This window comes from Streptomyces sp. NPDC093544 (assembly GCF_040683495.1).
Taxonomy (GTDB): Bacteria; Actinomycetota; Actinomycetes; order Streptomycetales; family Streptomycetaceae; genus Streptomyces.
The window spans coordinates 130,453-155,882 of sequence record NZ_JBFBEA010000006.1 but is presented as its reverse complement, the minus strand read 5'-3'; the positions used below and the strand labels follow the sequence as shown (position 1 = coordinate 155,882).

The window sequence follows — 25,430 nt, the reverse complement described above, 5'->3', positions numbered from 1 at the left end:
TTGGGTGTCATGCGAGCCAAGCGGACTCCTTCGGACGGGTGTGCGGGGAGCGGTCGGTACCGCCGTGCGCGGCCGTGTGGCCCAGGTAGCGGTGCACGAAGTGGATGCTCATCGCGCCTTCGCCGACCGCGGAGGCCACGCGCTTCACCGAGCCGCTGCGGACGTCGCCGGCTGCGAAGACGCCAGGCAGGCTGGTCTCCAACGTCAGGCAGTCGCGGCCCTGGCTCTGCCACAGTTCGGGAACGGAGCAGGCTTGTGCCTCCGCGCCGGTGAGCACGTAGCCGCGTGCGTCGAGGGCGAGCGCGCCGGACAGCCACTCGGTGTGAGGGTCGGCGCCGGTGAAGACGAACAGGGCCCGCACCGCGAGGTGGCGGTGCTCGCCCGTACGGTGGTCGACCACGTTGACCGCATCGAGCGCCTTGTCGCCGAGTGCCTCCGTTATCTCGGTGTTCAGCAGCACGCGCACCTGCGGGTGGCGCTCGATCTGATCGATCAGGTAGCGGGACATGTCCGCCTCGATGCTCGGCCCACGGACGAGTAGATACACCTGTGGTGCGTACCCGGCCAGGAAGAGCACGGCCTGGCCGGCGGAGTTGCCACCGCCGACCACCGCCACCGGGTCGGCACGGCACTGCTGGGCCTCGTAGACGGTCGCCGAGTAGTGGACGCCCGTGCCCTCCAACGGCTCGATGCCGGGCACATGGAGGCGGCGGTAGCGGGCGCCGGTGGCCAGGACGACGGTACGGGCGGTGATCTCGCTGCCGTCGGCGAACCCGACGGCGTAGTGGTCGTCCCGCCGTTCGAGCCGGGCCGCCTCCGCCGGGACGCTGATCCGGGCGCCGAACTTGCCCGCCTGGAGCACAGCGCGCTCGGTGAGTTCGGCCCCGGAGATGCCGGAGGGGAAGCCGAAGCAGTTCTCGATGCGGGAGGACGTCCCGGCCTGGCCTCCGGTGGCCATCGCCTCGACCACGGTCGTGCCGAGGCCCTCCGAGGCGGCGTTCACCGCGGCGGCGAGACCGGCCGGACCGGAGCCGACGATGAGGAGATCGTCGCGGCCGTTGCCCGAGGGCAGGGGTGGCAGGCCGATGAACCGGGCCAGTTCGGCGTTGCTCGGATTGCGCAGCAGGGTCGTGTCCCGCCAGATCACCAGCGGCGTCTGCTCCGGACCAACCGCGAAGCGGCGCAGCAGCGCCTCGGCCTCCTCGTCCGTCTCCAGATCGATCCAGCGGTGCGGCAGCCGGTTGCGGGCGGCGAACTCGCGCAGCCGCCGGGTGTCGGGCGAGTAGCGCGAGCCGATGATGCGGAAACCGGAGCCCTGCCCGACGAGCAGGGCACGGCGGCCCAGGCAGGCGCGCAGCACCACATCGCCAAGGAGGGAGTCCCGGGTCACCAGGTCACGCAGCTGATCCATCGACAGGGCGAGGACCTCGCCGGGGTCCCTGACCGTGGCGGTGTAGAAGGCCACCTGTCCGTTCAGGAGGCCGAGTTCGCCGATGAAGCGACCAGGGCCGTGCACACGCAACAGGTTTTCATCGGGTGTGCCGTAGCCCTCGACGATGGCGATCGAGCCACTGAGGACGACGTAGAACGTCTCGCACCGCTCCCCTTCACGGATCAGCACGTCACCGGCGTCAACCGCGCGCCTCCGGCCGTGCTGCGCCAGGCGGGCCATCTGGTCGTCCGACAGGCGGGGATAGGCGCCGTAGATGTCGGGGGTCTCGAAGGGGACGCTCTCGTCCGTCTCGTCCGGCACCGGCGCCGCGCCCGGCCGCGTCTCGTCGCCGGGCATCACACGAACGCCTCGTGGACGAAGCACCACCGCCAGTCCTCGCCGGGCTCCAGCGACGTCACGATCGGATGGCCGTCGGCGGCGGCGTGACGGCGGGCGTGCCGGTTCGGAGAGGAATCGCAGCAGCCGACGTGGCCGCAGGTCAGGCAGAGCCTGAGGTGGACCCAGGGGGAGTGCGTGGCCAGGCATTCCTCGCACCCCGGGGCGCGCGGGGTGACGGGGCGTACGAGGGCGAGGTGGGGGTCGGTCCGTACGGTCATGGCCGATCATCCTTTCCCGGCCGGTTCGCGGCCGGCGATCGACTGCTCCACCCACCGCCGCAGGGCAGGGGCAGGTGCGGCACCCGCCTGCCGGGCGATGGTCTGTCCTTTGTCGAGGACCAGCAGCGTCGGTACGGCCTGGACCTCGAACCGCCGCGCCAGGCGCGGGTTCTTGTCGATGTCGACCTTGACCAGCTTGATCGTTCCCGCGAGATCGGCGGCGACCTTCTCCAGCGCGGGGCTCACCATGCGGCAGGGGCCGCACCAGGTGGCCCACAGGTCCACGACGACGGGCACGGTGGCCTGCTCGACGACCTCGGTGAAGTCGTCCTCGCCCGCGTCGGCCATCCACGGCAGAGGCTGCTTGCAGTTGCCGCACCTGGGACGGCCCTCGGCGGCCACGGGTACCCGGTTGGTGCGCCCGCAGCGCGGGCAGGTGACGGTGGTGGCCTGCACGGTACTCATGCCGCCCTCGCTCCCTTCACGTCCTCGGGCTGGTCGTAGGTGACCACCAGTTCTCCGTGCTCGGCGTCGACGCGGACCTTCGCGCCGTCCTGGACGTCGCCGCGCAGCAGGGCGCGCCCGACCAGTGTCTCGACCTCGTGGGAGATGTAACGCCGCAGCGGCCGTGCCCCGTACACCGGGTCGTAGCCCTGGTGGGCGATCAACTCCCGAGCCGCATCGGTGAGTTCGACGGTGATGCGGCGTTGGGCGAGCCGCTGTCGCAGCTCGTCGAACTGCAGCTCCACGATCCGCTCGATCTGCCGCTCACCGAGCGGCTTGAACAGCACGATGTCGTCGACGCGGTTGAGGAACTCCGGGCGGAAGTGCCCGCGCAACTCGCCCATCACCAGGGCGCGGGCGTTGGGCTTGATCTCTCCCTCGGCGGTGGCGCCGTCGAGAAGGTGCTCGGAGCCGATGTTGGACGTCATGATGATCACGGTGTTGCGGAAGTCGACCGTGCGGCCCTGCGCATCGGTGATGCGGCCGTCGTCGAGGATCTGCAGCAGGGTGTTGAAGACATCGGTGTGCGCTTTCTCGATCTCGTCGAACAGCACAACCGAGTACGGCTTGCGGCGTACGGCCTCGGTGAGCTGGCCGCCTTCCTCGTAGCCGATATATCCGGGCGGTGCGCCCATGAGTCGGCTGACGGTGTGCCGCTCCTGGTACTCGCTCATGTCGAGGCGGACCATGCTCTCCTCGGAGTCGAACAGGGTCCGGGCGAGGGTCTTGGCCAGCTCGGTCTTCCCGACGCCGGTGGGGCCGAGGAAGATGAACGAGCCGATGGGGCGGCGAGGGTCGCGGATACCGGAGCGGGCGCGGATGATGGCGTCGGCGACGAGCTTGACGGGCTCGTCCTGGCCGATGACGCGCTCACGCAGGATGTCGTCGAGGCGCAGCAGTTTCTCGCGTTCGCCCTCCTGGAGGCGGGAGACGGGGATGCCGGTCCAGGCGGCGACGATCTCGGCGATCTCCTCCTCGGTGACGACCTCGCGCAGCAGCCGGTTCTGCCCTTGTTTGGCGGCCAGTTGCTCCTCCTCTGCGGCGAGTCGGCGCTCCAGGTCCTGGAGGCGGCCGTAGCGGAGTTCGGCGGCACGGTTGAGGTCGTAGGCGCGTTCGGCCTCCTCCGCCTCGTGGCGGACCTGCTCCAGCTCCTGGCGCAGTTCCTGCACACGGCGGATCGCCTGCCGTTCGGCCTCCCACTGGGCGTGTTTGGCGTCGGCCTCGCCGCGGAGGTCGGCCAGTTCCCTGCGCAGTTCCTCCAGGCGGGCCTTGCTGGCGGGGTCGGTCTCCTTGGACAGGGCCGCCTCCTCGATCTCCAGGCGGGTCACCCGCCGGGTGATCTCGTCGAGTTCGGCGGGCATGGAGTCGATCTCCGTACGCAGCCGGGCGCAGGCCTCGTCGACGAGGTCGATGGCCTTGTCGGGCAGAAAACGGTCGGTGATGTAGCGCTGGGAGAGCGTCGCCGCCGCGACCAGGGAGGTGTCCTGGATCTTGACGCCGTGGAAGACCTCAAGGCGTTCGCGCAGGCCGCGCAGGATGGAGATGGTGTCCTCCGCGCTGGGCTCGTCGACCAGTACCTGCTGGAAGCGGCGTTCGAGGGCGGCGTCCTTCTCGATGTGCTTGCGGTACTCGTCCAGGGTGGTCGCGCCGATCATGTGCAGTTCGCCGCGCGCCAGCATGGGTTTGAGCATGTTGCCCGCGTCCATGGCGCCCTCGGCGGCGCCCGCGCCGACGACGGTGTGCAACTCGTCGACGAAGAGCAGGATCCGCCCCTCGGCGGCCTTGACCTCGCTCAGAACGGCCTTGAGACGTTCCTCGAACTCGCCGCGGTACTTGGCGCCCGCCACGAGTGAGCCCATGTCGAGGGCGAACACCGTCTTGTCGCGCAGGCCCTCGGGCACGTCACCGCGCACGATGCGCTGGGCCAGTCCCTCCACGATGGCGGTCTTGCCGACGCCGGGGTCGCCGATCAGGACGGGGTTGTTCTTGCTCTTGCGGCTGAGGATCTGGGTGACGCGGCGGATCTCCGCGTCCCGGCCGATGACGGGGTCGAGCCGCCCGGACCTGGCCTCGGCGACCAGGTCACGGCCGTACTTCTCCAGGGCCTCGTAGGCCACCTCGGGGTTGGCGGAGGTCACGCGCTGGTTGCCGCGGACCTGGGTGAGCGCGCCGAGGAAGGACTCCCGGGTCACGCCATGCTCTTTCAACAGGTGTCCGGCGGCGGTCGCCGAGCCCTCCTCGGCCAGGGCCAGCAGCAGGTGTTCCACGGACACGTACTCGTCCTTGAGGCGTTTGGCCTCCCGCTCGGCCGCGTCAAGCAACCGGGCGAGGCGCTGGGTGACGAAGACCTGGCCGGGCGCCGCGCCCGGGCCAGTCACCCTGGGCCGGCGGGAGAGCTCCTCGCGTACGGCCGCACGCAACTCCTTGGGCTCGGTGCCCGTCTGCTGCAGCAGACGCGGGATCAGGCCCTCCTCCTGGTCGAGGAGGGCGAGCAGCAGATGCTCGCCGTCGACCTCGGTGTGCCCCAGGCGGCCGGCGGCGCTCTGGGCCTCCTGCAGGGCTTCCTGGGACTTCTGGGTCAGGCGGTTCATGTCCATGGTGGTAGATCACTCCTCACGCCTGCACGCCGCAGCGCGGCTTCGAGCAAGCTGATGTGGTCGAGCAGGTCGAGCACCAGACCGAGAGACGCGTAGTTCAGGCACAGCCCGGTGCGCAACCGCTGGACGCGGGCCAGGGCGGCCGGGGCCGTGGGAGCGAACACCAGCTGTCCGGAGGCGTCGAGGTCCGCGTCCACCAGTCCGAGGGCGACGAACCGACGGATCAGGTCGGGATGGAGGCCTGAGTGGCGGGCCACGGCCTCCAGGGAGAGCACGGGTACGGGCACGATGGCGTACTGCACGCCCACCTCGGTCGTGCGTGCGCGGGGCGGGCGGGCCTCGGCAGGTCGGTCGCTCATCAGGTCCTCCTGGGGTCGAACGAGGAGACAGCGGCAAGTTCCTCCAGCAGCTCGCGCTCCCGGTCGCTCAGCCGTGGCGGCACCATGATCCGCACCTCCGCGTACAGGTCTCCGTTCGTGCCGCGCGGGCCCGGCATGCCCTCGCCGCGCAGCCGCAGGCGCCGTCCGCTGGAGGACCCGGCGGGCACGGTCACCTTGGCCGTGGCGCCGCTCGGCGTGGGCACCGGTACGGTCGCGCCCAGCGCCGCCTCCCACGGGGTGACCGGAAGCCTCACGTGGACGTCCCGGCCGTCGAGGCGGAACTCGGGGTGCGGTCGGATACGCACCCTCAGGTACAGGTCCCCGGCGGGAGCGTCGTCGCCGCTCCCGCGCCCGCCCTCCCCGGCCAGCCGGATGCGCTGCCCGTCGGTGGTGCCGGGCGGAACGTCGACCTGGTAGCGCCGCTGCCCGGCCGGCCCGGCGAGGGTGACCGTACGGCGGCCGCCCCGATAGGCCTCCTCGACGGTGAGCGGCAGTTCGGCCTCCTGGTCGGCGCCGGGCACACGCATCCGCCCGGCGCCGCCGAACAGCGAGCCGAACAGATCCTCGACGTCCACCCCCTCGCCCTCGAAGCCTGACGTGGAGTAGCGCACCCGGGGACCTCCGTCGGCGGTCCACCGGAAGCCGCTGCCGGCTCCGGCACCGGCGGCGACCGGCTCCTCCCAGTTTTCCGGGATCTTCCGGAAGTCCTCGCCGAAGCGGTCGTACCGGGCTCGCTGCTCCGGATCGGACAGGACGCTGAAGGCCTCATTGATCTCCTTGAACCGCTCCTCCGCCTGGGGGTCCTTGTTGACGTCGGGGTGGTACCTGCGGGCCAGGGTGCGGTAGGCCCGCTGGATCTCGTCCCGGTCGGCGGTGCGCGGAACGCCGAGCACCTCGTAGAAGTCGTGTGCCATGGTCACTCCCGCTTGGCGACGGTCACGGCGGCCGGCCGCAGCTGCCGCTCGGCCTCCCCGTAGCCGGGTCGCAGCACTTGGACCACGGTGTTCGGATCGGCATCGGGATCCTGGACCACGCCGACCACCTCGTGCCGGGACGGGTCGAACGCCACGCCTCTCTCTGCGTGGCGCGGGTAGCCCAGCCGCTCCAGGACGTTCACGGCCTGGTCACGCACAGCCCGGACACCTTCGACAATCGCACCGGGGTCGGCGGCCGCGTGGCTCAGAGCAAGTTCCAGGTTGTCGATGACGGGCAGGAAGGCCGCAGCCGTACGGGCGCGTTCGGCCGCGGCCTCCCGCTCCAGCTCCCTGGCGTGGCGTTTGCGCAGGTTGTCGAGGTCGGCCAGGGCGCGGCGCCAGCGGTCCTCGGCCTCGCGCAGCGCGGCCGCGTATGCGTCGTCGGGTGCGGCGCTGCCGGTTGCGGCGTCGGGCCACGGCTCGGCTTCCTCGGTCGGCGGTCGAGGCTGCGCAAGGTCCCCGCGCGGCGGTTGTACCGCGCCTTCCGGCGGCGGGTCGGGCTCTCGGCCCTGGGGTGGGATGGGCATGGCGGGCACCTCAGCCCTTGTCGAATTCGGCGTCGATCACATCGTCGCCGCCCTCGGCGCCGCCCGGCGCGGCCCCGGATCCGTCCGGTGAGCCGGTGTCCGCCGGACCGCCCGCGGCGGATCCCGCCTGGTGGGCCGCGAGCCCCGCGAAGACCTGCTGGAGTTCGGATGTCAGAGGCCGGACCTTGTCCACCCCGGCCTCTGTCTTGACCGCCTCGCGAGCCTCGGCCACCAGCATCTCGGCGCGGGCCTTCTCATGTGCGGGTGCGGCGTCGCCGAGCTCGCCGATGCGCTTTTCGACCTGGTAGGCGATGGCATCCAGTTCGTTGCGGGCATCGACTGCCTCGCGCAGGGCCTGGTCCTGGCCGCGGTTGCGTTCGGCGTCCTGGACCATCCGCTCGACCTCGCTGCGGTCGAGGTTGGAGCTCTCGCTGATGGTGATTCCCTGCTCCTTGCCGGTGTCCTTGTCCCGCGCGGTGACGTTGAGGATGCCGTTGGCGTCGACGTCGAAGATGACCTCGACCTGCGGCTCGCCGCGCGGCGCGGGGCGGATGTCGGCGAGCTGGAAGCGACCCAGGACCCGGTTGTCGGCGGCCCTCTCACGCTCGCCCTGCAGGACGACGACGTCGACGGCGGGCTGGTTGTCCTCGGCGGTGGAGAAGGTCTCGGTGCGGCGCACCGGGATGGTGGTGTTCCGCTCGACGATCTTCGTCATCACGCCGCCGCGTGTCTCCACACCAAGCGACAACGGGGTGACATCGAGCAGCAGAACGTCCTTGACCTCGCCCTTGAGGACCCCGGCCTGGATCGCGGCACCCATCGCCACGACCTCGTCGGGGTTGACACTCATGTTGGGTTCCTTGCCGCCGGTCAGCCTCCGCACCAGGGCCTGGACGGCGGGGATGCGGGTGGAGCCGCCGACGAGGATGACCTCGTCGATGTCGTTGTCACTGACCTTGGCGTCGTCCATGGCCTGCCGCACCGGGCCCAGGCAGCGCTCCACCAGGTCGCCGGTGATCTGCTCGAACGTGGACCGCATGATCGTCGTGGTCAGGTGCTTGGGCCCGGAGGCGTCGGCCGTGATGAACGGTAGGCTGACCTGCGTCTGGCTCACCGAGCTGAGCTCGGTCTTGGCCTTCTCGGCGGCCTCGAACAGGCGTTGCAGCGCCTGCGGGTCCTGGCGCAGGTCGATGCCGTTCTCCTTCTGGAAGCCGTCGGCGAGCTGGTCGACCAGCCGGCGGTCGAAGTCGTCGCCGCCCAGATGGCTGTCGCCCGCCGTGGACCGTACCTCCACCACGCCGTCGCCGACGTCGAGGATGCTGACGTCGAAGGTTCCGCCGCCCAGGTCGAAGACGAGCACCGTCTCGTGCTGCTTCTTGTCCATGCCGTAGGCGAGGGCGGCCGCGGTCGGCTCGTTGATGATCCGCAGCACTTCCAGCCCGGCGATCCGTCCGGCGTCCTTGGTAGCGGTGCGCTGGGCGTCGTTGAAGTAGGCGGGCACCGTGATGACCGCCTCCGTGACCCGCTCTCCCAGCTGCTTGGAGGCGTCGTCGGCGAGCTTGCGCAGCACCTGCGCGCTGATCTCCTCGGGCGCGTAGAGCTTGTCGCGCACCTTGAAGCGGGCGGCGCCGCCGTCTCCCTCGACCACGTCGTACGCGACGGCCTTGGCCTCTTCGGAGATCTCGTCGAAGTGCCGGCCGATGAACCGCTTGGCCGAGTAGATGGTGCCCTTGGGGTTGAGGATCGCCTGGCGGCGGGCCAGCTGGCCCACCAGGCGCTCGCCGGTGTCGGTGAAGGCCACCACGGAGGGCGTCGTGCGGTTGCCCTCGCTGTTGGGTAGGACCGTCGACTCGCCGCCCTCCCAGACGGCGATCACCGAGTTCGTGGTGCCCAGGTCGATGCCTACTGCCTTGGCCATGAGGAACTCCTTCCGCGACGGACGGGCCCCGTTTGCCCTCGGGGTCGCGCCCGGTCTTCCGCATTCGCTCAGGTGGCGGCGGGACCGCTCCGCGGGCGGCTGCTCTTCCAAGCCCCGCTGCTTGTGCTGGTGCCGGTCCCGCTGGGAAGTTCGGCCGGCAGCTGCACCGCCTCGTCGGCGGCGACGTCGTACCGGCTGGGCTGCAGGCACCTCACCGAGGCGAAGTCCCCGCGGCCACGCTGGGCCGCGTTCACCAGCAGGCCGGGCAGAGCGCCGACGAGTGCTCCGAAAACCAGCCCGTACAGGGTGAGCAGCAGTCCCGACACGAGCGGGTCCAGCCGGTTCAGCAACCCGGGGATCCCCCGATCAGTGCCCCGCTCGCCGCGCCGTGCAGCGCGGCCCCGCCATGTCCCGTGCGGCCGGTCATCCGCTCTACCGTGCGCACGTCATGCCTGATGATGGCCGGCCTCTCGACCGGAAAACCCTGATCGGAAAGGTGATCGACGGCGCGTTCCGCCTCCTGCTAGGTCGTGTACGAGGCGATGGTCCTGCGGGCCTCCTCGTTCATCAGCCAGTCCTTCATGCCACGGCCACCGATGCGCCGGGCGATCCCTGACAAGCACAGAGTCTCAAGAGAGCAGCACGCTCCGCCTGAACCCGGCAGGTCGGAAATCGACGCAGTCGGTCGGCCCACGAGAACAAGTCTCAAATTAAGACAAGTCGGATTTCCTTGCCTAGGCTGGGTGCTCAGGGCTTGCCCAGGCGTGGATCCCACAACTCGCTCGACCGCCTCCAATGGCCGGGGGAAAACGGAGTGATCTATGGCCTGCCATCCGTCGCAGAGGCGGTCCCCTCACGTCTCCGACCAGGAAGTGACCCGTCACCCGAGCGACACCGCGGGCACCGAACGGCACGACCCCCGTCCGGTCGCGGCGCTGGACCCACACGGGCTGCTGGTGCTGTCCCACACCCTGTTCACCTGCGCGGAGCAGAGTGAGATCGTGCGGTTGGCCATGCGGCATGTCAGTGCCCTTGGGCCCTACCGCGCCGAGGCCGGATATCTCGCGACGGGTGACGGTTTGTCCCGCGTACCCGGCCATGGCGCGGGAGCACCAACGGTCGACGAAACACAGATGAAGGAGTTGGGCGAGGCTGACGGCTCCGTATCCCTTCCAGAGCGGTCCTGGAACTGGGCGTTCGGCCTGCGCGAAGCCGGCGGTCTGCTCGGGTACATCGTGGTTTCCTCCCACTCCGGGCCTGATGAGCAGGGGCACGTCCTCCTCTCGACCCTAGTGGGGCTCACATCGGTGGCCCTGTCACTGGCGGGCACGCGCACCGTGCACCACGACGACGCCGGCGAACTGAGCCGACTCCGCACCGAACGGGACACCGCGCTCCGGCAGTTGGACACAATGCGCTCCGAACTGAATCTGCAGAACACCGTGCACGAGACACTCGCCCGTGTCACTGCCCGGGGCGGCGGCGAGGACGCCATCACCCAAGCGCTGTACGAGCTCACCGGGCTGCCGACGCTCATCGAGGACCGGTTCGGCAACCTGAGGTCCTGGGCCGGTCCCGACCGGCCCGACCCGTATCCGGTGCGGTCCCTGACCCTCCAGGAAGAGATGCTGCGGCAGGTCGCGCGCGAAGCGGGCCCGGTCAAAGTCAAGGACCGGCTGATCGCACTGGCCCGGCCGCACGGCGACGTCCTCGGTGTACTCGCCATCGAGGACCCCGAGGCGACGGCCAACGAGCACACCATGTTCGCCTTGGACCACGCCCAGCGGTTGCTGGCCCAAGAGCTCATGCACATGCGCGAACTCACCGAGGTCGAACTGCGGCTGCGGCGCCAGCTGATCGACGACCTGTTGGAGGGTACTGACCAGAAGAGCGCCTACGCCCGGGCCGAAGCCGTCGGCCATGACCTGCGGCGTACCCATTATGTCGTCGTGGTGCACTCGCCGGGCAACGCCGCAGACGACTGCTTCACCCGTGCCGTCGAGCAAGCGACGGCCACCACGGCGCCCCGTCCGCTGATCACCCGTCGCGGCGACCAGGTGGTCCTGCTGACCGAAGCGAGGCCCAACGACGATGCCGTGCACGCGGCGCTGGCCCATGAGCTGGTGACGCCCGACGGAGCGATCGGGGTGAGCACCCGCTGCGACTCTCCGGACAGCGTTCCCCGTTGCTATCAGGAGGCACTGCGGGCCCTGGAGGTGCGGCAGAACTCCCGCCAGCGCAGCGGGACGACGTTCTTCGACAACCTCGGGCTGTACCGGATCCTGGGGCCCGGCAACGATCTCCAGGAGCTCGAAGGCTTCGTGCGAGAGTGGCTCGGCCAGCTGATCGACTACGACGCACGGCACGACACGGAGTTGGTGGAGACGCTCACGCGCTACTTCGACTGGGGAGGCAACTACGACGATGCGGCCGTCGCGCTGACGGTCCACCGCAGCACCCTGCGCTACCGGCTGCAGCGCATCCGTGAGATCAGCGACCGGGACCTGGCGGATGTGGACACCCGGCTCAATCTGCAGGTGGCAACGCGCGTCTGGAAGATCATTCTGTGTGGCGGGCGCTGACCGCGGACACCCGGAGGGCCGACGCTGCGGGTGAGCCCGGCACAGAGTCGGTGTCGACCAGTCCCCCCAGCCGGCCCGGCGATTCGAGGTACAGGCGGTGCCCACCCCGCTGTTGCTCCGCAAAGGGCAGGTCATCGCCCGGCGGCGCGGCACCCGTGGACGTCCTGCGCCCGTGGGTCGAGAAAACCCTCCCCGGACACCGGCCCGGCCCGCCTCCGGCAAGGGCATGAGTACCGTCCAGGCCGGCCCGCGCCGGTTCGTCGACGGCGCCGACCGGGTGCTGATGAGCACTGCCGCCGGGCCCTCCATGCCGTCACGGTATCCAGGGCGGCGGGCACGGCCGGCCACCCTGAACAGGGCTTTCAGGCATATATGAGCCCGGGTCAGCCCGGCGATGATGCACACCTACTTCGGTACGTCACCACCCTTCGGGTACGTCACCACCGAGTACCCGCGCGGCGCCGGGCACGGCATGCGCCTGGTCCGGCTGTACGTCGCCACCACCGGGAAGCGCGCCGGACTCGGGGTCGTGAAAACAACCCCCGTGCCTTCCGGCACTCGTTCGTTCCGCGACCGACAGCCGTGGCGGCTGCCCCAACTTGTGGCGCATACGCTCCAGTCGTTGGTACGACTCGCCACATCGGGGGCCCGGGTAAGCAGTGCGGTCCCTCAGGTACGCGGACCGTTCACCGGGGAACGCGTGCGGCCGACCCGTGCGCGTTCCCGCCGGCCGGTGTGGCGTCCTTGTGGCGGGTGGCCGTGGACGTCGGCCGGTCGGTGACGGCCAACATGATGAGGCATCCGGTGAATGGTCCGGCGGCGAGGGTGAGGAAGGCCGCGCTGAAGGAGCCGGTCGCGGAGAACACCGCGCCGACGACGACGGGCACAACCACGCTGCCCAGTTGCCAGGTGGCGTTCGCGATGCCGGATGCGGAGCCGGTCACCGAGGGAGGGACCAGCCTGGGGACGAGGGCGACGACCAGGGGGGTCCATCCGTAGGCCGCTGCGCCCAGCAGGGGGGCGAGCCAGATGAGCGCGTTCGAATCTCCGAGTTCGCCGAAGCACACCAGCGTGACGCCGAAGACCGCGAGAATCGCGATCGTCGGGGTCTTGCGGGCGCCTCCGAAGAAGCGGTCCGTGACGAATCCGACGACCGGTTTCACGGCGATGGCGGTGACGGCGAAGACGGACACGATCAGGCCGGCGGTCGCGGGGGAGACTCCGTGCCCCTTGATCATCAGGGCGTTCGCCCAGGTGATGAACCCGTACAGGCCCCAGAAGCCGCAGAACCCGGTCAGGCAGGTCAGGACGAGGTTGCGGTTGCGCGCCAGGCCGCCCAGGTCGAGTCTGCGTCCGGGGCGGTCGTCCCCGGAGTCGGCGGTGTCGAGCATCGGGCCGGGGCGCACCAGGAAGAAGAGCAAAGCGGCCAGCACGATCGAGATGACGCCGAACACGTGGTACGAGGTGTGCCAGCTGTATCTGGCGATGAGGGCGGGGACCACGGTGTTGGCTATCGCGGTGCCCAGGGAGGTGGCGGTCGTGAACAGTCCCAGAGGCAGGCCGAGGCTCGCCGCGGGAAACCAGCTGGTGATCAGTCGGATGCCGGCCGAGTAGTCGGCGCCGGCGAAGAGACCGACCAGTGCCTGGAGCGCGATGCCCGCCGTCGCTGACGTGGTCGAGCCGAAGGCGGTCATGCCGAGGCCCGCGCCCAGCAGGGAGATGGTCAACAGGATGCGGCCACCGTAGCGGTCCACGCCCAGTCCGCCCAGGGCGTTGGAGACGACGTAACCGATGTAGTAGGCGGTGGCGAAGGCGCCGAGGCCGGCCAGGGGCATCGCCAGGCTTTCGCCGACGAAGACGGAGGCCGGACCCCATGTGGAACGGTCGATGGACGTGAGGGTGAAGGAGGCCCAGCAGGCGATCAAAACGACCCAGCGGTACGGTGACGGCCGCGAGTGGTCGGACGGCTGGGCAGGCTTGTGTGACGACAGGTTCACCGTTGAACCTCCGTGAGTGTGGAATGGGCTTACCGCTGGAGGCGTCAGAGGTCCAGGACCAGGCGGCGTGAGGCGCAGCCGCCGACGCAGATCATCATCGTCTTGCCGACTGCCCGCTCACCTTCGCTGAGGATGGTGTCCCGATGGACGGGTTGGCCTGCGATCACCTTTGTTTCGCAGGTGCCGCAGAAACCCTCCTCGCAGGAGTACAGGACGTCGGGCCGGACTTCGCGTACGGCATCGAGGATGGAGGCTCCGGGCTCGACGGTCACGGTCTCGCCGGTGCGGGCGAGTTCGACCTCGAACGCGGCGGCAGGGGCGGAGTCCTCGCCGATCGGGACCGGCGCGGGTGACTCGGCCGCGGTGAACTGCTCGGTGAGCAGGGTCAGATCGGCGCGTTCGGCGTCGACCGCGGCACGCAGGGCGGCGAGCATGCCCGCAGGGCCGCAGGCGTAGAGCAGGCTGTCCTCGGGGGCCTCGCGAACGATCTCTGTCAGGGGCAGGGCCCCCGCGGTGTCGTCGCCGCGCAGGCTGAGGGCCGCACCCGCCTGGTGGCTGAGTCGGCGGAGCTTACCGGCGAACGCCATGGTGTCGGCGTGACGTCCGCCGTAGTGCAGTGACCAGGGGACGCCGTGCCGGGTGGCATGGCGAGCCATGGACAGGATGGGGGTGACTCCGATGCCGCCGGCCACGAAGACGTAACGGGCAGCGGGCTGGAGCATGAAGTGGTTGCGGGGTCCGCGCAGCGTGAGGGTCCTGCCGACAAGCGCGGTGTCGTGGATCTCGGCCGATCCGCCGCGCCCCGCGTATTCGCGGAGCACGGCAATTGTGTAATGCGGCTGGTCGGGATCGCCGCACAGCGAATACTGCCTGATCAGGCCCGAGGGCAGGCGCACATCGATGTGAGCGCCCGCCTCCCAGCTGGGCAGAGCTCCGCCCGCGGGGGGCGAGAGCACCAGGGAGATCACCTGGTCGGCTTCCAGGCGGACTTGGGTGACGACGACCTGGAACCAGTCGGTGTCCGTCATGACCGGTCTGCCTCTCTTCGGATCGGGCCGGCCTTGTCAGCGGTCTGGGGACCGCCGCGCAGCACCCGCAGCAGCGCCACTGCCGGCGACATGTCGGTGAGGACCACGACGGTGTCGGCGGCGGCCCGCAGTTCGGTGGCCGTGCGCCGGGCCTCGGGGCCGTCCCAGCTCCGGTCGGGGCTGATGACGATCGCGCCGACCAGAGCACCGGACGCCCGGGCCGAGGCGCTCACGCGGGTGACGAGGCCGGGGTCGACCATGGCGAGGTCGTGGGCCAGCATGACCACGACGTCGGGCCGGGACACGCCGTCGGGACGAAAGCCCGTGTCACCCAACGGGGTATCGGTGCCGGCTATGGCGATCCCGTTGAGCGCGTCGAACGGGGCCGGGCTCTGGACGGCCGCCCGGGAGCACGGTTCGAGGGGGACGAGGAGTACGTCGGCCTGGTAGGACCGGCGAGTGCAGGAGGCTGACGACATGGCGGCAAGCCCTCCTTCCGGGTGTGCGGGCGGATCAGATGGAGATGAAGTCCTCGCCGGGGTGGACGACGAGAGCGTCCTCGGCGCCTTCCTGGAAGGGGACGGACCGGGGCAGCAGCACCGAGGCCGACCGCACCCGGTGGTGCTCGGCCCGATCGCCCGGCAGCGGCTCGCTCTCGTCTGCGGCCTCGGCGGCGGCGAGCAGACGACGGCGAGCCAGGATGATCGCGGCGTCGGACGTGCCGAGGCGCTCCTTGGTGCGGTCGACGATGGCGCCCATGCTCTCCTGCAGGGAGAAGTCCTGGGCGGCGATGCCCTCGACGCCGCTGAAGCTGCGCTTCTCGCGCTGGGCCTGGCGGTCGATCAGGTAGTCATTGGTCTTGTTCGCGGCCGTGCGGTAGGTACCGGGAAGGTACTTGACGTGGATGCCCTCACCGCGCCGCATCGCGTCGAGCTCGTCCTCCCGGAGGGGACGGGTGGGATGGTAATTGACGCTCCAGGCCCAGCAGTTCTCGTCGTCGATGGGAACCCAGGCGTGACCGCCCAGCGGGTTGTGGGTGCCGAACGGCGGGATGATCGTGTACCAGGGCATGATCCACTGCGTGACGCGCCAGTAGTAGTTGTCCTCGTCCGCTTCCCGTCGAGCGCCGATCAGCAGACCCCCGTCGGACTCGACGACCTCGAACTTGGGCCGCGTGTCCGCCTTGAGGTAGGCGATGCCGGCGGTGCCCGCGTGCATCGGATCGTCGTCCATGTTGAAGCGGTGAGCGAAGGAGACGTGGCTGGAGTCGATCCCGCCCTCCATCGCCTGCATGAAGTTGGTCTCCTGCAGCCGCTTGGAGACGAACACGTTCTCGGGCGGCAGGGTGGCCCACTCCAGCTCGGGCAGCTCGGGCTTCAGCTCCGGCGGGCCCATGTAGGTCCAGATGACACCGCCGCGCTCGACGCAGGGGTAGGCGGTCTGCTTGATCCTTTCGTGGAAGCGGCTGGTCGGCGGTTCGGACGGCATGTCCACGCAGTTGCCTTCGACGTCGTACTTCCAGCCGTGGTAGGCACAGCGCAGACCGCACTCCTCGTTGCGGCCGAAGAACAGTGACGCGGTGCGGTGGCTGCAGAACTCGTCGAGCAGACCGATGCGCCCATGGGTGTCGCGGAAGGCGATCAGGTTCTCCCCGAGCAACTTCACCCGGACCGGCGGGCAGTCGGGCTCGGGGATCTCCTCGGCGAGCAGCGCGGGAATCCAGTACCGGCGCAGCAGGGTGCCCATCTCGGTGCCTCGCTCGGTGCGCACCAGTCGTTCGTTCTGTTCCGGGGTCAGCATGCGGCTCTCTCCTTGATGTGGTCAGGGACGCTGGGTGTCGGGGCGACTGAGATCGGGCCGGACGACGATGTGCGGTGAGCGCGGTCCCGCGCCGGTCGCGAGCCGGGCGAGCATGTCGCCCACCTCGTCGAGGGTGATTTCGACGGTGGGCACGTGCTCCAGCCCCGAGGTGCCCTCGGTCAGCGAGGCGATGGCCACGCCGATCGCCTGCGCCGGACGGCCGCGGACCGCGGTCAGCGTCAGGCAGCGCCGGATCATCGCGGCGGTGTCGGCCGGGACGGCGGCCGGCTGCTTCGGCGTGGTCAGCACCAGGCGGCCGCCTTGTCCCAGCAGGTCCACGGCGACGTCGACCACGCTCGGGTCGGAACCGCTGGTGTCGACGACGAGGTCGCACGAGCCGCCGCCCAGGGCCGCCCGTACCGCCGCGCCCCAGTCTCCGAACCCTTCGGCGATCACCGCGGTGGCGCCCAGTGCCTCGGCCATGCCCAGCCGCTCGGCGTCGCGGGGCAGGCCCACGACGACGACCTTGCCCGCCTCGCCCAGGCGGGCCGCGGCGGTCACGGCGAGACCGTGGTAGCCGGGGCCGAGCACGACGACGTTCTGCCCGGCTCTCAGCCGGCCGGCTCGCAGGACCCAGTCGACGGCGTTGGCGTACGGCAGGACCCAGGCCGCGAGTTCCTGCGGCAACTGCGGGGGCAGCCGGTGCAGGACGGCGTTGTCGGGGAGGAACATGAACTCGGCGTTGCCGCCGAACAGCGCGGGGTCCTCGCTGACCGGCACCGTGCCGATGCGCCGCCCACCGCCCCACAGGTCGGTCTGCGGGCACAGCCGGTAGGCGCCCGACGCACAGTCGGGGCACCGGCCGCAGGGCAGGTACTCCTCCACCAGCACGCGGTCCCCGGGGCCGACGCGCCAGCGGTGCGCCGCCTCCGGACCGACGGCCGCGATCCGGCCGACGACGTGGTGCCCGAGCACCGTCGCGGCGGGCACTCCCCGCTGGAACAGGCCGACGTCCGTCCCGCAGATCCCGGACGCGGTGACCTTCAGCCAGCCTTCCCGCGGCCCGGCGGCCCGTAGCGGGAAGGTCCGCAGCGCACTGCGTGCGCCCGGCAGCACCACGCTCGCCCGCGCCGTTTCCGGCAGCGGGTCCACGCCGGTGTGCCGGGGTGCCGCGGAACAAGGGGCAATCGGTGGTGAACCGTCCACCACACTCTCCTTACTATCGCTGTGCGATAATGTATTATCGCTGTGTGATTTCGATACAGTAGGTCGGGATGCGACGGGCGTCAATGGGTGGAAGAGCGGAGAACGGTGGCACCTTCGAAGGCGGGCGCGGACAGCGGGCGCAGGGCCCTGGAGTTGCTGTTCGCCTTCACGGAACAGCGGCCTGTGGCCACGGTCCGTCAACTGGCTGAGGATCTGGAGATCCCCGCGCCCACGGCTCACCGATATGTGGCGCTACTGCGCGACATGGGCCTGATCGAGGAAGGCGACCGCGGGCAGTACCACCTCACGATGCGGGTCGCGGCACTGGGCCGGGCCGCCCGGCGGGCAACTCCGCTGGTGGATGTGGCCGAGCCATTCATGCGCGAGCTGTCGCAGAGCACCCAGGAGACGGTGATCCTCAGTCGGCTGGTGCACGGACTGCCCGTGTGCATCCATCGCGTGGAGAGCCTGCGCCCGTTCCGGCTGTCCTTCGAACCCGGGCAGCACCTGCCGGCCCTGCGGGGTGCCAGCGTCCGTCTCCTGCTCGGCGGTCTGTCCGTGGCGGAGCGCCTGCGCCACATCGACGAGGCCCTCGCCGGCGGCGCACTCCCCCCGGTCAACGGTCGCGAGGCGTTCCTCACCGAGATCGACCACGCGGTACGGCAGGGCTGGGAGGTCAGTCACGAGGAGATCGACGAGGGGGTCTGGGCCGCCTCCGCCCCGGTCAGGGAGGGATCGCAGATCGTGGCCGCGCTGTCGGCGCCGTGCCCGGCCTTCCGCCTCGATGAGGCGCAGCGAGCGTCAATCATCGACCAGGTGGTGAAGACCGCGGACCGCATCTCGCAGGCTCTCAGCACCTGAGGGGTCCCGCTACGGCACCGGCCCGGCCGCTGTTGCGGCAGGGCTCCTCGGACTGTGCGGCGCCAGCGGGTGTGCGGCTCCGCAAGGTGTGCAGCGCGACGGGGTCCCAGGCGTCCTCGACGTCCTTCACCCCCTGCTCGTCGAGCTCCTTCAGCTCGTCCTCGGTGGCGTGGCCCTGTTCGATGAGGCACGCGCGGAAGCGGGGTGCCGGGTCATTCTCGATCTTCGACGCGACTTCGCCCGTGGCGATGTACCCCATCGCGTCGTAGCGGGTGTGCCCGCGCAGGCGGTAGGTCATCGCTTCGATCAGTGTGGGGCCGCCACCCGTTCGGGCCCGGATGATCGCCGCCGTCATCTCGTGCCACAGGGCGGGGACGTCGTCCCCGTCGACGACCGTCTTCGACTGTCTGCTCGCTCACGTGCGTCATGCCCGCACCCGCGAGCAATTGTCAGGGCCTGTGGAGGGGAGCCGCGCCGACCCAGCGGTGGTAGGCGTCTACGTCGACGTTGCTGCCGCACACGATGGTGACGACGTGTCGGCCGGCGAAGCGGTCACGATCTTCGAGGATCGCCGCGATGCCTAGCGCGGCCGAAGGTTCGACGACGAGGCCGGCGTGGTCGAGGAGCATCCTCATACCGGCGATGATCGACGCCTCCTGGACCAGGACGGCGTCATCAGCGACCAGGAGGAGGTCGTCCAGGACGGCCGGGATGGGACGCCGGCCGGCGACGCCGTCAGCGATGGTGTTGGTCGAGTCGGTGGTGACGACACGTCGCCTGTGCCACGAGTGTGTCATCGCCGGTGCGCCCAGCGGCTGGACACAGATCACCTCGACTTCGGGTGCCAGTGCCTTCACCACATGCCCCACGCCGGTGGCCAGTGCGCCGCCGCCGAGAGCAATCAGGACGGTGTCGAACGACGGCGGGGTGTCCATCAGTTCCAGGCCGATGGTTGCCGCGCCTTCGCAGGTCTCGATGTCCAGGCTGTCCTCGACCAGCCTGATGCCGTCGTACCGTGCGATGGCCGCCGCCCGCTCGCGAGCCAACTCGTGGTCGCCGTCCACCAGTTCCAGCCTGGCGTCCAATGCGCGGATGCGATCAAGCTTGGCCCGAGTCGCAAAGCGGGATGCCACGACGGTCACGTCGAGCCCCCGGCCGCGACCGGACCACGCGAGGGCTTGGCCAAGGTTGCCCGCACTCGCACACACCGCGGCTCGCGAGGCATTGTCGGCCAGGAGGCTCGCGACCACCTCGGTGCCGCGGGCCTTGAAGCTGCGGACCGGGTTCGCCGTTTCGAGCTTGATGCTCACCGTGCACCCGACGCCGGGCTCCAGCGCCTCGCACCGGTACAGCGGAGTGTCGAGAAAGACCGGGTCGATCACCCGGCGAGCCGCCCGGATCCGGGCAATGTCGAGACGCGTCTCCTGCACGACACAACAACGTAGCGCCACCGGCGCCGGTTCCATCTCGGTCGACCGCTTGCGTTGAAGCGACTGACCTTATGTCCCTTGGCCAGCCACCCTCCTCTGACCTGGGCAGATAGGCGCGGCATCCAGATATTGGTCGGGGTCGCCGCGTACGCCTCGTACGTGCACCAGTGGGAGTTTGCGCTGCAGGGCGGGGCAGACACCGTCAACGCATGGGGCGAGCGTCCCTAGTGTGACGCGCGCCACACGCATGCTCCGGAACTCGGTCCGAGGTTGGTCCGACTACTGAGTCGGTACGGTGCGATCCGAGCGACGCCGTACGACGTGACCTGGAGACGCGGTTGATGGACGAGTCCCGGCAATCCTCCTTGTCCGGCGCGGGTGCGGTCCTGCGGAAAGCGGCGCTCCCGCCCGCACTCTGCGGCTTCCTACTCCTGCTGGCCCTGATCTTCACTGTGTCCTACGCCGTCGGTGCCGCCGCGGGCCCCGTCGCGCCCGGAATGCATGGCACCGGCGACACCACGGGCGACGCCACAGGCGGCGGCACCGGCGAAAGCGGCGGGAGCGGGGACGACGTGGGCGACGTGGGAGACATGGGAGGCATGGACATGCACGAGGGTGGCAACGGATGAGCGCCGATCCGGTGACCGCCTTGGTGACGACCGATCTGACCGTCGGCGGCATGACCTGCGCGGCCTGTGTGTCCCGTGTCGAGAAGAAGCTCGGCAAACTGGATGGAGTCACGGCGACCGTCAATCTGGCCACCGGGCGGGCCCGGGTGAGTCATCCGGCGGGCGTCAGCTCCGCGGAGCTTGTCGCGACCGTGGAGAAGGCCGGTTACACGGCCGCCCTGCCCGAGCCGCCCAAGGACAAGAAAGAGGAGCCCGCGGAGGGCGACGAGTCCGAGGGCGTGACGCGCGAGCGTGACCGGTTGGTCGTCACGGCCCTGCTCGCGCTGCCCGTGCTCGTCCTGTCGATGGTGCCCGCTCTGCAGTTCCGCAACTGGCAGTGGCTGTGCTTCGTCCTGACGGCGCCCGTCGCCGTGTGGGGGGCCTGGCCTTTCCACACGCGGGCGGTACGAGGGCTGCGGCACTCGGCGGCGACCATGGACACCCTGGTGTCGCTGGGTGTGGTGGCCTCCTTCTCCTGGTCGGCGTACGCGCTCTTCCTCGGGGGAGCCGGCGATCCCGGGATGCGGATGCCGTTCACGCTCGTACCCACCGCCTCGGACGGCGTCGCCCACATCTATCTCGAAGCGGCCGTCGGCGTACCGCTGTTCGTGCTGACGGGACGGTTCCTGGAGGCACGGGCCCGGCACGGGACCGGGGCGGCGCTGCGATCGCTGGCCCGACTCGCGGCCAAGGACGTCTCGGTACGCGAGGACGGTATTGAACGGCTCGTCCCCATCGAGGAGTTGAGAGCCGGGCAGGTCTTCGTCGTGCGGCCGGGGGAGCGGGTCGCCACCGACGGCGAGGTGGTGGAGGGCGGTTCCGCCGTGGATCTGTCCCTGGTCACGGGAGAGAGCGAGCCGGTCGAGGTCGGGCCGGGCTCGGCGGTGGTCGGCGGGGCCGTCAACGCCGGTGGGCTGCTGCTCGTACGGGCCACGGCAGTCGGCGCCGACACGCAGCTCGCCCGGATCACCCGGCTCGTCACCGATGCGCAGGCGGGCAAGGCGCGCGCCCAGCGGCTGGCCGACACGGTGGCCGGTGTCTTCGTACCCGTCGTGCTGGCGCTGGCCGTCACCGCGCTGGGGTTCTGGCTGGGTGCGGGTGCCGATCCACAGGCGGCGATCACGGCGTGTGTCGCCGTTCTGGTCGTGGCCTGCCCGTGCGCGCTGGGACTCGCGACCCCGACCGCGCTGATGGCCGCGACCGGCCGGGGTGCCCAACTGGGTGTCCTCGTCACAGGCCCGCAGGCGCTGGAGGGGCTTCAGCACATCGACGCCGTCGTCCTCGACAAGACCGGCACACTCACCTCCGGCCATATGAGCGTCGCCCGGATCACCGCTGTCCTGGACGGGCTCGGGCGCGACGCGGTACTGCGGCTGGCAGGGGCTGTCGAGCAGGGCTCGGAACACCCGCTCGGCCGGGCTGTCTCGGCGTACGCCCGGCGGGAGTTGGGCGCGGAGCGACTGCCGGACGTGAACGGGTTCACTGCCCTGCCTGGGCGCGGAGTGCGCGGCCGGGTCGAGGGGCGGCTGATCGAAGTCCTCGCCCCGGACGAGGAGTTGCCCGCAGTGCTCGCGAAGGCCCTGTCGGTGGCCGAAGCCGCCGCTCACACGCCTGTGTTGGTACGTGTGGACGGCACGGTCGAAGCCGTGATCGAGGTCGGCGATGTCGTACGGCCCGGGAGCTACCGGGCCGTTGAGCGACTGAGGCATCTCGGTGTACGTCCCGTGCTCGCGACCGGCGACCGTGAGGCGCCCGCCCGGGCCGTCGCCGAGGCGTTGGGCATCGACGAGGTGCACGCCCGCCGCACGCCTGAGGACAAGGCCGACCTCGTACTGGACCTCCAGGAACAGGGGTATCGGGTCGCGGTCGTCGGTGACGGTGTGAACGACGCCGCCGCGCTGGCCGGCGCCGACCTGGGCATCGCCATGGGCAGCGGCACCGATGTCGCCATCGGGGCCGCCGATGTCACCCTGGTGCGCGGCGACATCGAGGCCCTCGCGGACGCGATCCGGCTGGCCCGGCGCACGCTTGGCACGATCCGCGTCAACCTGGCGTGGGCCTTCGGCTACAACGTCGTGACCATCCCGCTGGCCATGGTCGGCCTGCTCAACCCGATGCTCGCCGCGGCGGCCATGTCGGCCAGCTCGGTGCTGGTCGTCGCCAACAGCCTGCGGCTGCGCGCCTGGCAGCCGTCGCCCGCGGCTCGGAGGCGTACCCGATGAGCGGCAAGCTCCTAGCGTTCTCCCGCCGCTCGGAGGCGTACCCGATGACCGCCAGCCCCTGGCAGCCCTCCCGCGGCTCGGAGGCGTACCCGATGAGCGGCAAGCTCCTAGCGTTCTCCCGCCGCTCGGAGGCGCACCCGATGTCCGCCAGCCCCTGGCAGCCCACCCCCGCCCGGAGACGTACCCGATGACCGAACAGCGCCTCTGGCGGCCGACTCGCCGCCGGCTCACCGACACCCTGCTCGCCGCCCTCGCGCCCGTCGTCGTCTGCGCCCTCGCCCTCGGCGGTCTGAGCATGTGGACCGCCTACGGCAACGCCGGCACCCCGGCCCGTATCGCGGTCACCGAAGGCCGGTTGTTCCTGCCCTCGGGTGGCACTCCGGACACGGCGGCCTTCTTCCGGATCACCAACAGCGGGGGCTCGGCGGACCGGCTGCTGAAGGTGACCGCCGCCGACGTCGACGGTGCCATCACCCTCAGCCGCCATCTCATGACCAGTAGCCGATCGGCCTCCTCGCAGACGGTGGCCTCGGTCGCCGTCCCGGCCGGCGACAGCATTGCCATGTCCCCCTCCGAGCTTGACGTGATATTGCCGTCGAACACGGACTGGCACCTGGGTGATCTCGTCGCGTTCACACTGCACTTCGAGCGCAGCGAGGCAGTGAAAACCCTAGCGGTCGTGGTCCGCCCGGGTCAGGACGGAACGTGACCTTCCCACCCTTTCGGGCCCGGCTTTGCGTTGGTGGACGATGTCCGCCGGGTTCGGCGGCGACCGTGTGACGCCACGGTCCGGTTTCCTCAAGTGCCGCCACAACAAAGAAAATTGGCCCGAAGACGCGGGAACTCAAGCCCACCGGCGACCGACTACTGGTTCGACAGCGCAACTCGACACCTGCTGACCACCGTGCGAGGTCGACGGGTCGGCGGGTCGGGGCGCGGAACTTCGGGCGAAGGTGGTTCGGCACACGTGGAGCGAAGACGTCTGTTGCAATCCTCTGTGGCGGCGGTCGGCGCCCTTTCGGCGACCCCGCTCGCCGTCGGCGCCGCCCACGCCGTCGCCCCGGGGCGCGCCCCCGGCGACGACGGTGAGGCACTGCGCGTTCACATCGTCACCTTCGACGGCGTCGAAGAGCTCGATGTCTTCGGCCCGTTCGAGGTCTTCTCCGTGGCCGCCCGGGCCCATCCGGTCACGGTGAAGCTGGTGACCGGCGGGAAGGCGGCCGAGGTGACCCACAGCTTCGGCACGAAGGTGGCCGCAGCGGCCTGGTCCCCACACGACGCCGATCTGGTCGTCGTACCCGGCGGAGGCTTCGGCCGACGCGACGGCCCCGGAGTCTGGGCGGAGATAGACAAGGGGGAGCTGCCGTCCGCGCTGCGGGCGGCCCACGAAGCCGGAGTGATGGTCCTCGGCGTCTGTACGGGGGTGATCGTGCTGTCCGCCGCCGGTCTGACCACGGGCCGTACGTGCACCACGCACCATCTGGCCAGGAGCTACCTCGCCGAACAGGGGGCCCGGGTCGTGGACCAAAGGGTCGTCGACGACGGTGACCTGGTGACAGCCGGCGGGGTCTCGTCCGGCATCGACGGCGCCCTGTGGCTGCTGGAACGCGAGTTGGGAAGTGCAGCCGCCACCTACGCGGAGGCGATCGTGGAGTTCGAGCGCCGGGGGACGGTGCTCCGGACGGCGACCACATCCCCGTGATCGCGGCTGAGTGACCACATCCCTGTGATCGCAGCTCCGTGACCACATTCCCGTGACGCAGCTCCGTGACCGCGCCCCTTCCCCTGTCACCGAACTCCGGAGAACCGTGTGACACCAGAGATAGAGAACGCCTTCGCCGCCATCAGAGCCGAGTTCGGCGCCGAATCGATTGTTCGGGTCGAGGAGATGCTGGAGCCGGGCGGGAGCGATCGGCATCCGCTGCAGAAGGCCGCCAAGTGGATCATGCCGGGGCTCTCTGCCACTCCCTGGCACGATCCCTACGCCTATCCCGAACTGGCCCCCGTCGTCCGCGAACTGGAGGCCGGTCATCAGGCGATCAAGAAGGAGCTGAACGTCGCATGGGCGGCGCGACGGGAGGCGTTCTCGGACTACGAGCACTATCTGACCCGACAGGAGAACTGGCAGGCCCTGTATCTCTTCCGTGAAGGTGGTCTTGTCGAAGAGTCGGCTGCCACGGTTCCCACGGCCTATCAGGTGCTGAAAGACGTCGTCGTCGACACGGAGAAGATATGTCCTCTCCTTGAATGTCATTTCTCCACCTTGTTGCCGGGTGCCGTCATCGAACCCCACTGTGATCTGTGGAACTTCAGCATCAACCTGCATCTCGCCGTGGACATCCCCGACGGGTGCAGCATCACGGTCGCCGGGGAGACGCGCTCGTGGGAAGAGGGCAAGTGCCTGCTCTTCGACTACTCCTTCGAGCACGAGGCGCGCAACGCGGGTAACCGTCCGCGGACCTGCCTGCTCATCGACCTCTGGCATCCGGAAACCACCCTTCCGGAGCGCCGGGCGCTGGTCTCCCTGATGACCGAGATTCGTCGGCTCATGGGAGACGGTTGACGCGGAGACAGTAATTCGGTGAATCCCTGAATTCCCTCACCCGACAGTTTTTGACTGCCGGGTGCCAGGGCTGCCCTGATATTCCATCAACACGCAATCGCTGTATGGAATTTGGCCATTCACA

Annotated in this window: 22 protein-coding genes and 2 pseudogenes; 7 read left to right on the top strand and 17 right to left on the bottom strand. The window is 70.0% G+C overall.

What is annotated here, in order from left to right; genetic code table 11:
- Window positions 1–7 precede the first annotated feature (7 nt).
- The 10 genes and pseudogenes from AB0N66_RS10710 to AB0N66_RS10665 form a co-directional block, all read right to left on the bottom strand.
- A complete protein-coding gene (locus tag AB0N66_RS10710; RefSeq protein WP_365431205.1) occupies window positions 8–1,789 on the bottom strand; it encodes an FAD-dependent oxidoreductase in 1,782 nt (593 codons plus the stop codon).
- Window positions 1,789–2,049 (bottom strand): UBP-type zinc finger domain-containing protein, encoded by a 261-nt coding sequence (locus AB0N66_RS10705; RefSeq protein WP_365431202.1) that lies wholly within the window; start codon window positions 2,047–2,049, stop codon window positions 1,789–1,791. The genes AB0N66_RS10710 and AB0N66_RS10705 overlap by 1 nt, the downstream gene beginning before the upstream one ends.
- A 6-nt stretch (window positions 2,050–2,055) precedes the next feature.
- Entirely contained in the window at window positions 2,056–2,514 is a 459-nt protein-coding gene (gene trxA, locus AB0N66_RS10700; protein WP_365431199.1) for a thioredoxin, read from the bottom strand.
- Window positions 2,511–5,150, bottom strand: coding sequence for an ATP-dependent chaperone ClpB (clpB, locus tag AB0N66_RS10695; RefSeq protein ID WP_365431196.1), 2,640 nt, complete (start codon window positions 5,148–5,150; stop codon window positions 2,511–2,513). Before clpB ends, trxA begins: the two co-directional genes overlap by 4 nt.
- Window positions 5,141–5,509: a MerR family transcriptional regulator gene (locus AB0N66_RS10690; RefSeq protein WP_365431193.1), complete on the bottom strand. Its 369-nt coding sequence runs from the start codon at window positions 5,507–5,509 to the stop codon at window positions 5,141–5,143. The genes clpB and AB0N66_RS10690 overlap by 10 nt, the downstream gene beginning before the upstream one ends.
- Window positions 5,509–6,444: a J domain-containing protein gene (locus AB0N66_RS10685; RefSeq protein WP_365431190.1), complete on the bottom strand. Its 936-nt coding sequence runs from the start codon at window positions 6,442–6,444 to the stop codon at window positions 5,509–5,511. Before AB0N66_RS10685 ends, AB0N66_RS10690 begins: the two co-directional genes overlap by 1 nt.
- A gap of 2 nt (window positions 6,445–6,446) precedes the next feature.
- A complete protein-coding gene (locus AB0N66_RS10680; protein WP_365431187.1) occupies window positions 6,447–7,031 on the bottom strand; it encodes a nucleotide exchange factor GrpE in 585 nt (194 codons plus the stop codon).
- Between the two features lie 10 nt (window positions 7,032–7,041).
- The gene (dnaK, locus tag AB0N66_RS10675) at window positions 7,042–8,949 is read right to left on the bottom strand and encodes a molecular chaperone DnaK (protein WP_365431185.1); all 1,908 of its coding nucleotides are present in this window, start codon (window positions 8,947–8,949) and stop codon (window positions 7,042–7,044) included.
- Window positions 8,950–9,017: 68 nt separating this feature from the next.
- Window positions 9,018–9,299, bottom strand: a complete 282-nt coding sequence (locus tag AB0N66_RS10670; protein ID WP_365431182.1) for a hypothetical protein — start codon at window positions 9,297–9,299, stop codon at window positions 9,018–9,020.
- Window positions 9,293–9,412: pseudogene (locus AB0N66_RS10665) on the bottom strand (glycine zipper family protein); the annotation flags it as partial. The pseudogene AB0N66_RS10665 and the gene AB0N66_RS10670, both read right to left, overlap by 7 nt.
- 409 nt (window positions 9,413–9,821) lie before the next feature.
- Here AB0N66_RS10665 and AB0N66_RS10660 point away from each other — a divergent pair.
- Entirely contained in the window at window positions 9,822–11,531 is a 1,710-nt protein-coding gene (locus AB0N66_RS10660; protein WP_365431179.1) for a helix-turn-helix domain-containing protein, read from the top strand.
- A gap of 686 nt (window positions 11,532–12,217) precedes the next feature.
- On the opposite strand, the gene AB0N66_RS10655 is transcribed toward AB0N66_RS10660, so the two are convergent.
- From AB0N66_RS10655 to AB0N66_RS10635, 5 genes are read right to left on the bottom strand one after another with little or no spacing between them, the layout of a single operon-like run.
- Window positions 12,218–13,528: an MFS transporter gene (locus tag AB0N66_RS10655; RefSeq protein WP_365431178.1), complete on the bottom strand. Its 1,311-nt coding sequence runs from the start codon at window positions 13,526–13,528 to the stop codon at window positions 12,218–12,220.
- A gap of 44 nt (window positions 13,529–13,572) precedes the next feature.
- Complete coding sequence (locus tag AB0N66_RS10650) at window positions 13,573–14,556, bottom strand: PDR/VanB family oxidoreductase (RefSeq protein WP_365431176.1); 984 nt, start codon at window positions 14,554–14,556, stop codon at window positions 13,573–13,575.
- Window positions 14,553–15,035, bottom strand: a complete 483-nt coding sequence (locus tag AB0N66_RS10645) for a hypothetical protein (RefSeq protein WP_365431174.1) — start codon at window positions 15,033–15,035, stop codon at window positions 14,553–14,555. Before AB0N66_RS10645 ends, AB0N66_RS10650 begins: the two co-directional genes overlap by 4 nt.
- A 34-nt stretch (window positions 15,036–15,069) precedes the next feature.
- On the bottom strand, window positions 15,070–16,356 hold the full coding sequence (locus AB0N66_RS10640) for a Rieske 2Fe-2S domain-containing protein (RefSeq protein WP_365431172.1): 1,287 nt from the start codon (window positions 16,354–16,356) through the stop codon (window positions 15,070–15,072).
- Window positions 16,357–16,377: 21 nt separating this feature from the next.
- A complete protein-coding gene (locus AB0N66_RS10635; protein WP_365431170.1) occupies window positions 16,378–17,562 on the bottom strand; it encodes a zinc-binding dehydrogenase in 1,185 nt (394 codons plus the stop codon).
- A 105-nt stretch (window positions 17,563–17,667) separates the two neighbouring features.
- On the opposite strand from AB0N66_RS10635, the gene AB0N66_RS10630 reads away from it, so the two are divergent.
- Entirely contained in the window at window positions 17,668–18,423 is a 756-nt protein-coding gene (locus tag AB0N66_RS10630) for an IclR family transcriptional regulator (RefSeq protein ID WP_365431168.1), read from the top strand.
- On the opposite strand, the pseudogene AB0N66_RS10625 reads toward AB0N66_RS10630, so the two are convergent.
- A pseudogene (locus AB0N66_RS10625) lies at window positions 18,413–18,802 on the bottom strand (thiamine pyrophosphate-dependent enzyme); the annotation flags it as partial. The gene AB0N66_RS10630 and the pseudogene AB0N66_RS10625 overlap by 11 nt on opposite strands.
- 70 nt (window positions 18,803–18,872) lie before the next feature.
- Complete coding sequence (locus tag AB0N66_RS10620; protein ID WP_365431166.1) at window positions 18,873–19,853, bottom strand: pyridoxal-phosphate dependent enzyme; 981 nt, start codon at window positions 19,851–19,853, stop codon at window positions 18,873–18,875.
- Between the two features lie 341 nt (window positions 19,854–20,194).
- Here AB0N66_RS10620 and AB0N66_RS10615 point away from each other — a divergent pair, with 341 nt between their 5' ends.
- The 5 genes from AB0N66_RS10615 (at window position 20,195) to AB0N66_RS10595 (ending at window position 25,306) form a co-directional block, all read left to right on the top strand.
- The gene (locus tag AB0N66_RS10615) at window positions 20,195–20,482 is read left to right on the top strand and encodes a hypothetical protein (RefSeq protein WP_365431164.1); all 288 of its coding nucleotides are present in this window, start codon (window positions 20,195–20,197) and stop codon (window positions 20,480–20,482) included.
- Window positions 20,479–22,743, top strand: coding sequence for a heavy metal translocating P-type ATPase (locus AB0N66_RS10610; protein ID WP_365431162.1), 2,265 nt, complete (start codon window positions 20,479–20,481; stop codon window positions 22,741–22,743). The genes AB0N66_RS10615 and AB0N66_RS10610 overlap by 4 nt, the downstream gene beginning before the upstream one ends.
- Window positions 22,744–22,930: 187 nt before the next feature.
- Window positions 22,931–23,452, top strand: coding sequence for a copper chaperone PCu(A)C (locus AB0N66_RS10605; RefSeq protein ID WP_365431160.1), 522 nt, complete (start codon window positions 22,931–22,933; stop codon window positions 23,450–23,452).
- 258 nt (window positions 23,453–23,710) lie between these two features.
- Entirely contained in the window at window positions 23,711–24,445 is a 735-nt protein-coding gene (locus AB0N66_RS10600) for a DJ-1/PfpI family protein (protein ID WP_365431158.1), read from the top strand.
- A 108-nt stretch (window positions 24,446–24,553) separates the two neighbouring features.
- A complete protein-coding gene (locus AB0N66_RS10595) occupies window positions 24,554–25,306 on the top strand; it encodes an aspartyl/asparaginyl beta-hydroxylase domain-containing protein (protein WP_365431156.1) in 753 nt (250 codons plus the stop codon).
- Window positions 25,307–25,430 lie beyond the last annotated feature (124 nt).

Excerpts from the sequence above, each read along its gene's own strand:
- AB0N66_RS10710 (WP_365431205.1), bottom strand. The coding sequence starts at position 1,789 with ATGCCCGGCGACGAGACGCGGCCGGGCGCGGCGCCGGTGCCGGACGAG.
- AB0N66_RS10705 (WP_365431202.1), bottom strand. The coding sequence starts at position 2,049 with ATGACCGTACGGACCGACCCCCACCTCGCCCTCGTACGCCCCGTCACC.
- trxA (WP_365431199.1), bottom strand. The coding sequence starts at position 2,514 with ATGAGTACCGTGCAGGCCACCACCGTCACCTGCCCGCGCTGCGGGCGC.
- clpB (WP_365431196.1), bottom strand. The coding sequence starts at position 5,150 with ATGGACATGAACCGCCTGACCCAGAAGTCCCAGGAAGCCCTGCAGGAG.
- AB0N66_RS10690 (WP_365431193.1), bottom strand. The coding sequence starts at position 5,509 with ATGAGCGACCGACCTGCCGAGGCCCGCCCGCCCCGCGCACGCACGACC.
- AB0N66_RS10685 (WP_365431190.1), bottom strand. The coding sequence starts at position 6,444 with ATGGCACACGACTTCTACGAGGTGCTCGGCGTTCCGCGCACCGCCGAC.
- AB0N66_RS10680 (WP_365431187.1), bottom strand. The coding sequence starts at position 7,031 with ATGCCCATCCCACCCCAGGGCCGAGAGCCCGACCCGCCGCCGGAAGGC.
- dnaK (WP_365431185.1), bottom strand. The coding sequence starts at position 8,949 with ATGGCCAAGGCAGTAGGCATCGACCTGGGCACCACGAACTCGGTGATC.
- AB0N66_RS10650 (WP_365431176.1), bottom strand. The coding sequence starts at position 14,556 with ATGACGGACACCGACTGGTTCCAGGTCGTCGTCACCCAAGTCCGCCTG.
- AB0N66_RS10645 (WP_365431174.1), bottom strand. The coding sequence starts at position 15,035 with ATGTCGTCAGCCTCCTGCACTCGCCGGTCCTACCAGGCCGACGTACTC.
- AB0N66_RS10640 (WP_365431172.1), bottom strand. The coding sequence starts at position 16,356 with ATGCTGACCCCGGAACAGAACGAACGACTGGTGCGCACCGAGCGAGGC.
- AB0N66_RS10615 (WP_365431164.1), top strand. The coding sequence starts at position 20,195 with ATGGACGAGTCCCGGCAATCCTCCTTGTCCGGCGCGGGTGCGGTCCTG.
- AB0N66_RS10610 (WP_365431162.1), top strand. The coding sequence starts at position 20,479 with ATGAGCGCCGATCCGGTGACCGCCTTGGTGACGACCGATCTGACCGTC.
- AB0N66_RS10605 (WP_365431160.1), top strand. The coding sequence starts at position 22,931 with ATGACCGAACAGCGCCTCTGGCGGCCGACTCGCCGCCGGCTCACCGAC.